Below are 9,315 nucleotides of genomic sequence, written 5' to 3' on the forward strand. Positions count from 1 at the left end.
ACCGGGCCAGCCGCTCTTCAACATCAAAGAAACTCGGCTGCTTCATCTGCCATCATCCCCAATCAACGCAGGAGAGATGGAATCACAGAGGAACCCTCAAATCCAGAAGGTTTTTCGAACCCTCCACCTTCATCTCATCCGCCCATTTCAGGATGGCATGGGATGTGAACTCCGTACCGTTGTCACTGACAATCATGAGGGTTTGCCATATCTTTCCACCAGGGCCGTCAGTTCCCGCGCCACACGTCCACCTGATAATGATACCGAAGGCTGTTCTGATTCAGTCCTTGGACGGAGGGTCGGGTATGGCTAGAGCGATTGCTTTACGGACGGATTATACGGCTGATGCGCTTCGGTGGCTGGCCGCTCGTACACGGGATGCGAATGTTGCAAGGCGCCTTTTGTCTCTGGCTGCGGTGCGTGAGGGTAGCAGTCGAGGCGAAGCGGCGCGGATCGGTGGCATGGACCGGCAAACCCTGCGGGACTGGGTGCTCCGGTTCAATGCTGCAGGCCCAGCCGGCCTGCGGTATCAATGGTGCAATGCCTCTGTCTGCCGCCTGACGGCGGACCAGCAGGCGGAGCTCTCGGCATTGATCGTCGCCGGACCTGATCGTAACCGAGGCTGTGTGGTCCGTTGGCGCAGTATTGATCTGAAGCGGGTGATTGAGAAGCGTTTCGGTGTTTCATATCACAATCGCCAACGCTATCCTCAAAACTGGAGTGCCATGGCGCATTAGCTCCGCCGCTTAAACACAGTTGCTAGAGACTGAATCAGCAAACGGTCTGATCGACTTCCGCAGAACTTCAGCAGATATCCTCGCTCATATTGCAGCCGCTTTGTTCCACGCGCTCATCCGCCGGGATAGAGTCTTCGGCACGATGGCTCCCATTCAGGCGATACGGTCAAACATAGATGAATAAATTCAAATAATTTTATCTGGACGCTGTCCACATGGTGAATGAACTATTTCAATAGTTCCTCTTCACGAGGCTCTTTTGAAATACTTTTCATAATGAGCCTCGTAAGGCGCTGCGCGAATTCAGCATCAAGTTTGCCTCCCAGAAGAAGGTGATACCAAAATGCACCATGAAACGCGGCGACCGCCATTTCCACATCGGCATCTTCCAGGATTTCTCCGTTTGCAATGCCGTCACGAAAAATGGTGGCGACGATTTCCGCTCTTGGCTCAACAAAACCGGCCCGGAAACTCTTTAGAAATTCGGGATCGTCCTGCGCGGACGCAATCAGGTTCCTGATCGCAGGTCCATCCTGCTGCAAGTTCCTGAACACGTTGACCAGAAAATGCAGCAACCGCTTCTCGGCGCGGCCGTCCGATAGAACGTCCGCATCACCAGCGCTTTCCAGGAACGCGGCCAGAACGAGTTCAGCCTTACTCGGCCATCGGCGATAGAGCGTCTGCCTGCCAACACCAGCCTCTGTTGCAATCATCTGGATGCTGACACCGCAATATCCGTGTTGCAGGACGAGCTGCCGGGCTGCCGCCAACAGGCTTGGCCCAACTTTATTATCGCGCGGGCGCCCCGGAGAGCGAGTAGAGGTTGTCATTTTCGTCATTGCGGTACGCCGGTCTCGTATATATTATGATACCTTGGTCTCGTATTTAGATTGCCCAAACAGGAAATGTCCATGTTAAAGCGAAGGGGCGTCTTTGCTCTGCTCTGTGTCGCATGTCTGACGATCATGGTCGGCTGCGTTATCGTACCTGGCCTGCCCGGCATCGCGACGGCTCTCGGTCTCTCCCAGGAAGCAAGCTGGCTGGTCACCTTGCCCTCACTCGGCGTAGTGATCTTTGGCCCCTTTGCCGGCCACCTGATTACACGCCTTGGCTCTCGCCAGGCCTTGCGTATTGGCCTCGCTCTGTACGGAGCGCTCGGGCTGGCATGTATATGGCTGAGCAACGCAGTATTGATCTTTTCTGACCGGCTTTTGCTCGGGGGAGCAACAGCGATCGTGATGGCTTCGGGCACAGGGCTTTTATCCGATTTTTTTGAGGGACACGCGCGGCTCAAGATGATCGCACTCCAGGGCATGGCCATTGAACTGGGAGGCGTTATCTTCCTGTCTCTGGGAGGACTCCTCGCCAGTATGGGATGGCAATGGCCGTTTTCGCTCTATCTGATGAGTTGGGTCTTTCTCGTCCTCGTCGAACTGTTCGTACCGTATCCGCCAGTCAAACCCGTTGCGTCACCCCAAACAGAAGCAGATCGAGGTTCTGTTCTGGGCAAACTGGCGCGAATATATATAGCCGCTCTCCTCTCCATGACCGTGTTCTTCACAGCGATCATCTCCTTGCCCAGACGGCTGGAAGGCATTCACTTCTCCGAGGCGCAAACAGGGTATTTTCTGTCATTCGTCTCTCTTGTCGCTGTAGGAGCAGCGTGGTTTCTCCCAAAAATCTGTCGGCGTATCGGGGAGCAAAACACTTTGCGGGCGGGCTTTCTGGCCTATGCAGCCGCCCATGCACTTTTTGCTTCCATGATGACGGCAGTCCCGATGATTGGCGCTGCAATCATGCTCGGGACCGGTTTCGGACTGACAGTTCCCCTCGTCAATCACCTGACGATCGAACGCACCCACTCTGTCGAACGCGGCTCAGCACTTGCCTACCTGTCTGTTGCCATTTTTATGGGGCAATTCCTGTCATCGTTTTTGGAATATCTCCCTGGCAATATAAGTTCTGCCTTCATAGCCGCCATTATTCTGGCTTTGGGCGGCGTTGCTGTCTCTGGTCGGCCATCGTTGTAAGAAACTGACCAACCTGCGGCGTTTTGCGACACCATCAACTATCCGTCGATCGGGTCTTCGTTCTCTTCAGATCCCAATGATCTGCGATACACCCCATTCAAACCCCTGCGCAGCAGCTCCTGCTGCTCAGCCGACCCGTCGACGGGCAGAAGGGTGCGCCTGGCAATCATCCAGCGACCTTTGTGCCGTTCAAGCTCCCAACGGTTCACGACCACGCGGTGAATGCGGTATCCCGTCGAGGCCCCATGATTTGGCAGTTCGCGTCGATGACCTTCATGGTCAAGATGAATAATCATGAGGTAGGATGTGACAATCGCGACGTCACCCCGCAGATCGATAAGCGGCAGACCAGTAAAATGGGCAAGGCCGCCTAGCAACTGTGTTTAAGCGGCGGAGCTAATGCGCCATGGCACTCCAGTTTTGAGGATAGCGTTGGCGATTGTGATGAGGCGCCGTGCGATAGCGACGATCACTAGTTTATGTGGTTTACCCCGCTCTTTCATGCGCTTGGCAACAGCTTTCAGAACTGGATTATGGCAGGCAGCTGCCAATCCTGCCTGGAACAGCACGTGGCGGAGAGATCTTCTTCCCCCTGAAATGACCCGTTTCCCACGCATCGCGCCACTATCATGAGCCATTGGCGCAAGTCCGGTCATGGCAGCGGCTTCTGTCGCTGTCATGGGGCCGAGCTTTGGCATTTCTGCGAGAAGCATGGCGACTGATACCGGGCCCATACCAGGAATGAAACGGAGAGGCTCTGCTATGGCGGAGAGTTCTTCTGCCTTTGCGATAACGCTTTTCAATCCGTTGTTCAAGCTCGCTGATCTGGCTTTCGAGAAATGCTTTGAGACTGCTGTCCATCTCCTCCAGTTCAGCGCTCACACCTTGCTTGCGGCGCGCCGAAATCTGGGCAGAAAGCCGTTTACGTGCCTCCACCATCTGAGCTCTGCGCACCGTCAGTGCCCGCAGAAACTGGAGCTTCTCATCCGGCAGTGTTCGTCCTGCTTCTGGACGAAAAGCCATAAAGCGCGCAATCAATTCCGCATCGATCTGATCGGTTTTCGCGCGTTTCCCCATGGCGAGTGCGAAAGCTTTGATCTGTGCTGGAGGCAACTGGACGGCATTGAGTCCCATACTGATGAGAACACGCCAGAGTGCCCATTCCTGTCCACCGGTGGCTTCAAATCCAACCGTGAGACCGTCCGGCATACTCTGAAGAGTTTCCAGTAATCTGGCATGGCCATCAGGTGAATTCTGAAAACGAAATCTCTGCTTTTCTGGCAGGCAAAAGCCATCAAGCCAGTCTCGAGACACATCTACTCCAATGACCGTTTCCGAAGACATATCACTCTCTCTCTTTCTTATGTTCGCGGTCCCGGAACCGGGCCGCCGTCAACTGTTCGAGACGGTGAAGAGAGGCGAGATCAGCCTGCTAGAAAACGTGGTCAGGCTACCAGGTGTTAAGCGCTGTATCTCACCTCATGAACGACCCTGGCCAGGGTCGTTCATGAGGCCATCATAACAGGCTGGAAACACATAAGGTGTTTAGTCCCGGGGTTTGATGGTGTGGTATTTTCACGCGAGTGGAAGGAAGCCTTATGGGACAGATACGTCATGGCAGCGCCACGACCACGCACGCCGTGCGAGCAGCAATACAGCGATCGCAGGCTTCGCTCGCGACGCTGAGCAAGAAGTTCGGGGTCAACCCGAAAACAGTTGCAAAGTGGCGGAAGCGTCAAACGGTTGAGGATCAGAAGACAGGTCCCAAAGAGCCGCGATCCACAGTTCTGTCCGAGACGGACGAAGCAATGATCGTGGCGTTTCGCCGGCATACGTTGCTGCCGCTGGATGACTGCCTTTATGCCCTGCAGGCCAGCATTCCCCATCTGACACGCTCGGCCCTGCATCGCTGCCTGCAGCGCCACGGAATATCCCGGCTTCCGGATATCGAGGGAGACAAGCCCAGACGACAACGTTTCAAACGCTATCCCATCGGCTTTTTTCACATCGATATTGCCGAGGTCCAGACTGCTGAAGGCAAGCTGTATCTCTTCGTCGCCATCGATCGGACCAGCAAGTTCGCTGTCACACAACTCGTCGGGAAAGCCGATCGGAAGACCGCCTGGGAATTCCTCGAATATCTCCTGAGCATCATTCCTTACCGGATCCATACCATTCTGACCGATAACGGCATCCAGTTCGCTGATCAGCCCCGTAACCGCAATACGGCCTGGTCTCGCCCCATGCGTTTCGACATGATCTGCGAAGCTCACGGGATCGAACATCGTCTGACGAAACCCAATCATCCCTGGACGAACGGTCAGGTTGAGCGGATGAACCGGACAATCAAGGAAGCAACCGTCAAACGCTTCCATAATCCAACCCATCAAACCACGGGACTAAACACCTAGATGATTTGGAGAGTCTTAAGTAATCAATTTTTCGTTTGAAGCGAAGGAGACTAATCAACGATGTCTGCTTGTTTGTAATAGGATCTAAAAGCAGACCTTTCGCTTCCCCCCCCCCAAAGCCGCTGCACAACCGATAAAGGATTGTGGGTCTATGCGGGGGTGTAATTCCTCACGCCCGGAATGGCAGAGGCGATGAAACCATCTTTTCCAGAGTTGTTTTTGTCCGAGGACAAGGGCTCCAAATCAGCACATAGGAAGAGCATTTTAGAGACGATTTCATGCATACTACCCTATGTCCGATAAAGTAAATTAACGGACATAGATCAGGAAAAAGGGGAAATTTTTGTAAAAAGGCCGAGAATTACCTTTTAAGCGTATTAGGGTGTCTCAGTGCCAAGATCGTAAGAATTCTGGTGCGCGCGTTACATAGAGGCTTTTCTGTTTTATCCGCCATTATCCGGCTTTTTTTTAAGTGCGGTAAGAGAACATTACTACGTGTTATAAGGACAAAAAACAGTCCCTAAAACTCCGTAGAATAAGCCCAAAAGGGCCTAAAGCGGGCCTCTCAGCCCTTCGAGGAGCGGATCCAGTTCAGCCAGGGACCGAAGGCCGTAGGTCACGAGGAAAGTCTCGGTCGTCCCCCAGAGCTGGGGCTGACCCGGAACGGATTTGCGTCCGACGCTGCGAATGAGGCCCTTCTCCTGCAACAGCGTCAGGGTCTTTTGGGGCAGGGCGGCATCTCGGAAGCTTTCGATCTCGGGTCGGGTGACCGGCTGACGCGCAGCAATCAGCAGCACTTCGAGTACGGCGCGGGGTAAACGCTCTGGTGGTTTTTCTAATGCCTCTGTCAGGGCCTCTGCGAGATCGGGGGCGGTACGGAACATCCAGCCGTCTCCAACCGCGACGATCTCAAACCCCATCCCTTCGGTGCGCCTGGCCACCTGGCTGATGATCTGAGAGATTTCCACGTCCTCCCCCAGAGCCCGAGCCAGCATCGTTCGCGAAACGGGACCGCTGCTTTGAAAGAGCAGGGCTTCGGCCAGGCGGATGGGGTCGGAGGGAGAGGCTCTCATGAGTCGGAGCATAGGGCCGGTTCGCCGCTTTCCGCCAGAGTTTGAGATAGGCTCGGGGGTGGATCTTTTCTAAGAGAGTAGGCGATCAGGACCCACGAGACGTCGCCGTTAGGCTTTGTTTTGTGTTAAAAGACAGGAATGCCGATCCGACCGGAACTGAAAGCGCTTTATCCTCCTGACTGGACCGCGTTGAGCCGACAGGTGCGGTTCGAGCGGGCCGGAGGAATATGTCAGCAGTGTGGTCGACCCCATGGACAAATCCTGCAGGTCCTTCCGGGTGGTCGGTGGAAGCATCCGGAGACGGGGTACTGGTACAATAAAAGGGGGCGGCCTGTCGCGCCTCCGGATCTCATCGCTTTGCTTCAGACCCGACAAACCAAGGTGGTTTTGGCCGCTGCGCATCTGAACCACGACCCCACGGTCAACCGGATGCGCAATCTTCGGGCGCTGTGCCAGCGCTGCCATCTGCTGCATGATCGCGTGTATCATCTGGCGCAACGGCGGCTGACGTTCCGACGACGTCTGGCGATCGGAGACTTTTTCGAAGGGATGTATCACTTCGGAATAGAGGCAAGTAAGCTCTAACTTGCTGTCTGATTTTAACGGGTAAATTGGTAAGGAACGACAAAATAAGCGGGTCCGGGAGACACTTAAACTGCGGGACTCGAACCCGCACGCTCTGCAAAGTACCAAGCAGACAACCCTCTGAAAACGAACGACAATTTCAGCCGTTACCGTCCTTCAAGGCTAGTAATCCCGCACAACCTGCGGGCAACCCGGTGGAGCAGTCAAGAGGATTACCTCAAAGAGAGCCGTCATACGGAATGTAAAGCATTGCTTGACATTCTGGGGCGTAAAGTCATACTTTCCGCTTATGGAGATAGAGAGTATCGTGCATAAAGGCCTCCGGCGTTTCTTTGAAACAGGAAATGCCAAAGGTCTGGTCGGCGATATCAACCGTTTACGGAAGATGCTGGCTTTTATTGATGCTGCCGGTTCGTTGGAAGAGCTGTCTGTGCCGCCGAATTACGGGCTGCATCCTTTAACGGGGGACAGAGCCGGAACGTGGTCCATGACAGTTACGAAAAACTGGCGGTTGACGTTCAGGGTTCGTGAAGACGGTGCTCTTCTGGATATGACATTGGAGGATTATCATGGCTCTTAAGATGCATTCTTCTCTGGCTGTGCATGTCGGGGACTGGATCCGGACAGAACTGCTTGAGCCGCACAATATCCGGGTCAACGACGTGGCTGAGCATTTCGGTGTTTCGCGTCAGGCTATCAGTGCATTGCTGAATGGTCGGGCTAGTCTTTCGGCGGATATGGCCATTCGTTTTGAGAAAGCCTTTGGTGTCCGGGCAGAGACATTGATGCGGATGCAGAGCACGTTTGACCTTGCGCAGGCCCGTGAACATGAAGGGGATTTGAAGGTCCGTCTGTTCTTCACGCCTGCGCAGCACGCGGTCGACTATCAGGTCGCGTAAGGGCCTATTTCCAGAAGAGCATTCAAAGAGAGCCAGCAGTGCTCAATGGCTACCCATTGAGCAGCAGGCAAGGGGGAATGCTTCCCCCGTTGACCCCCTTGTTCCTTTTGAAATCCGTCCCCTTTTGGGGGACGGAATGTCGGATTTAATGTGGTGTTAATAGAAAAGCGGCCATTCATAATGTCGATCCCGCATCTAGCAATTGTGTTTAAACGACGGGGCTAATGCGCCACGGCAGGCCTGTTTTCAGGACAGCATTTGCGATTGTGATGAGACGCCGTGCGATAGCGACGATCACCAGTTTATGTGGCTTACCCCGCTCTTTCAGACGCTTGGCAACAGCTTTCAGAACCGGATTATGGCAGGCAGCTGCCAATCCTGCCTGGAACAGGACGTGGCGGAGAGATCTTCTTCCCCCTGAAATGACACGTTTCCCCCGCATCGCGCCACTATCGTGAGCCATTGGTGCAAGTCCGGCCATGGCAGCAGCTTCTGTCGCCGTCATACGGCCGAGTTCCGGCATTTCTGCGAGAAGCATGGAGACTGATACCGGGCCGATACCAGGAATGGAGCGGAGAAGTTCTGCTTTCGCGGAGAGTTCTTCTGCCTCTGCGATAACGCTTTCAATCCGTTGTTCGAGCTCGCTGATCTGGCTTTCGAGAAATTCTTTGAGACTGCTGTCCATGTCCTCCAGTTCAGCGCTCACACCCTGCTTGCGGCGCGCCGAAATCTGGGCAGAAAGCCGTTTACGTGCCTCCACCATCTGAGCTCTGCGCACCGTCAGTGCCCGCAGAAACTGGAGTTTTACATCCGGCAGTGTTCGTCCTGCTTCTGGACGAAAAGCCATAAAGCGCGCAATCAATTCCGCATCGATCTGATCGGTTTTCGCGCGTTTCCCCATGGAGAGTGCGAAAGCTTTGATCTGTGCAGGGGGCAACTGGACTGCATTGTGTCCCATACTGATGAGAAGACGCCAGAGTGCCCATTCCTGTCCACCGGTGGCTTCAAACCCAATTTTGAGACCGTCCGGCATACTCTGAAGAGTTTCCAGTAATCTGGCATGGCCATCAGGTGAATTCTGAAAACGAAATCTCTGCTTTTCTGGCAGGCAAAAGCCATCGAGCCAGTCTCGGGACACGTCTATTCCAATGACGGTTTGCGCAGACATATCACTCTCTCTTTCTTATGTTCGCGGTCCCGAAAGCGGGCCGCCGTCAACTGTTCGAGACGGTGAAGAGAGGCGAGATCAGCCTGCTAGAAAACGTGGTCAGGCTACCAGGTGTTAAGCGCTGTATCTCACCTCATGAACGCCCCTGGTCAGGGGCGTTCATGAGGTCATCATAACAGGCTGGAAACACATAAGGTGTTTAGTCCCGGGATTTGATGGGTTGGATTGATGATGAATCTTTCTGGCTCTGAAGTCCAGATTTTACAGACGTATTCGTAAGGTGTGAGGCCACTGAGGGTCTTGAGTCTTCGCCCGAAATTATAGGCTGCCATGAAGTCGTTGAGGTGTGTCCTCAACTGCTCATGACTGTCGTAATGGAAGCGTTTGACGGTTGCTTCCTTGATTGTCCGGT

The 9,315-nt window shown here is 54.2% G+C and carries 11 protein-coding genes and 2 pseudogenes; 6 read left to right on the forward strand and 7 right to left on the reverse strand.

Going from position 1 to position 9,315, the window contains the following annotated elements:
- Positions 1-305: 305 nt before the first annotated feature.
- Positions 306-698, forward strand: a pseudogene (locus J4P41_RS15325) (helix-turn-helix domain-containing protein); the annotation flags it as partial.
- 266 nt (positions 699-964) lie between these two features.
- On the opposite strand, the gene J4P41_RS15330 reads toward J4P41_RS15325, so the two are convergent.
- The gene (locus tag J4P41_RS15330) at positions 965-1,567 is read right to left on the reverse strand and encodes a TetR/AcrR family transcriptional regulator (protein WP_159264462.1); all 603 of its coding nucleotides are present in this window, start codon (positions 1,565-1,567) and stop codon (positions 965-967) included.
- A gap of 81 nt (positions 1,568-1,648) precedes the next feature.
- On the opposite strand from J4P41_RS15330, the gene J4P41_RS15335 reads away from it, so the two are divergent.
- Positions 1,649-2,767 (forward strand): MFS transporter, encoded by a 1,119-nt coding sequence (locus tag J4P41_RS15335; protein WP_211556245.1) that lies wholly within the window; start codon positions 1,649-1,651, stop codon positions 2,765-2,767.
- A 38-nt stretch (positions 2,768-2,805) separates the two neighbouring features.
- Here the strand turns inward: J4P41_RS15335 and J4P41_RS15340 are convergent, their stop codons facing one another.
- Genes J4P41_RS15340 through J4P41_RS15350 form a run of 3 tightly spaced genes read right to left on the reverse strand, consistent with a single transcriptional unit; the run spans position 2,806 to position 4,111 of the window.
- Positions 2,806-3,144 (reverse strand): nuclear transport factor 2 family protein, encoded by a 339-nt coding sequence (locus J4P41_RS15340; protein ID WP_077804096.1) that lies wholly within the window; start codon positions 3,142-3,144, stop codon positions 2,806-2,808.
- A gap of 6 nt (positions 3,145-3,150) precedes the next feature.
- Positions 3,151-3,501, reverse strand: coding sequence for a transposase (locus tag J4P41_RS15345; RefSeq protein ID WP_338030066.1), 351 nt, complete (start codon positions 3,499-3,501; stop codon positions 3,151-3,153).
- The gene (locus tag J4P41_RS15350; RefSeq protein WP_235993398.1) at positions 3,395-4,111 is read right to left on the reverse strand and encodes an IS110 family transposase; all 717 of its coding nucleotides are present in this window, start codon (positions 4,109-4,111) and stop codon (positions 3,395-3,397) included. Before J4P41_RS15350 ends, J4P41_RS15345 begins: the two co-directional genes overlap by 107 nt.
- A gap of 254 nt (positions 4,112-4,365) precedes the next feature.
- Between J4P41_RS15350 and J4P41_RS15355 the strand changes: the two are divergent.
- A pseudogene (locus J4P41_RS15355) lies at positions 4,366-5,154 on the forward strand (IS481 family transposase); the annotation flags it as partial.
- Positions 5,155-5,729: 575 nt separating this feature from the next.
- Here the strand turns inward: J4P41_RS15355 and scpB are convergent.
- Complete coding sequence (gene scpB / locus J4P41_RS15360) at positions 5,730-6,263, reverse strand: SMC-Scp complex subunit ScpB (RefSeq protein ID WP_426067793.1); 534 nt, start codon at positions 6,261-6,263, stop codon at positions 5,730-5,732.
- A 126-nt stretch (positions 6,264-6,389) separates the two neighbouring features.
- On the opposite strand from scpB, the gene J4P41_RS15365 reads away from it, so the two are divergent.
- The 3 genes from J4P41_RS15365 (at position 6,390) to J4P41_RS15375 (ending at position 7,735) form a co-directional block, all read left to right on the forward strand.
- A complete protein-coding gene (locus J4P41_RS15365) occupies positions 6,390-6,836 on the forward strand; it encodes a hypothetical protein (protein ID WP_426067794.1) in 447 nt (148 codons plus the stop codon).
- A 307-nt stretch (positions 6,837-7,143) separates the two neighbouring features.
- Positions 7,144-7,416, forward strand: coding sequence for a type II toxin-antitoxin system RelE/ParE family toxin (locus J4P41_RS15370; RefSeq protein WP_426067795.1), 273 nt, complete (start codon positions 7,144-7,146; stop codon positions 7,414-7,416).
- Positions 7,406-7,735 carry a HigA family addiction module antitoxin gene (locus J4P41_RS15375; protein WP_426067796.1) on the forward strand — a complete coding sequence of 110 codons (330 nt, stop codon included), beginning with the start codon at positions 7,406-7,408 and terminating at the stop codon, positions 7,733-7,735. Before J4P41_RS15370 ends, J4P41_RS15375 begins: the two co-directional genes overlap by 11 nt.
- Before the next feature lie 208 nt (positions 7,736-7,943).
- Here J4P41_RS15375 and J4P41_RS15380 read toward each other — a convergent pair whose 3' ends face one another.
- Both J4P41_RS15380 and J4P41_RS15385 read right to left on the reverse strand, forming a co-directional pair.
- Positions 7,944-8,903 carry an IS110 family transposase gene (locus J4P41_RS15380; protein ID WP_426067797.1) on the reverse strand — a complete coding sequence of 320 codons (960 nt, stop codon included), beginning with the start codon at positions 8,901-8,903 and terminating at the stop codon, positions 7,944-7,946.
- Positions 8,904-9,073: 170 nt separating this feature from the next.
- The coding region (locus J4P41_RS15385; RefSeq protein WP_426067798.1) for an IS3 family transposase at positions 9,074-9,315 on the reverse strand (242 nt) is incomplete at its 5' end.

It is taken from the genome of Gluconobacter sp. NFX36, from assembly GCF_049887835.1.
GTDB lineage: Bacteria > Pseudomonadota > Alphaproteobacteria > Acetobacterales > Acetobacteraceae > Gluconobacter > Gluconobacter japonicus_A.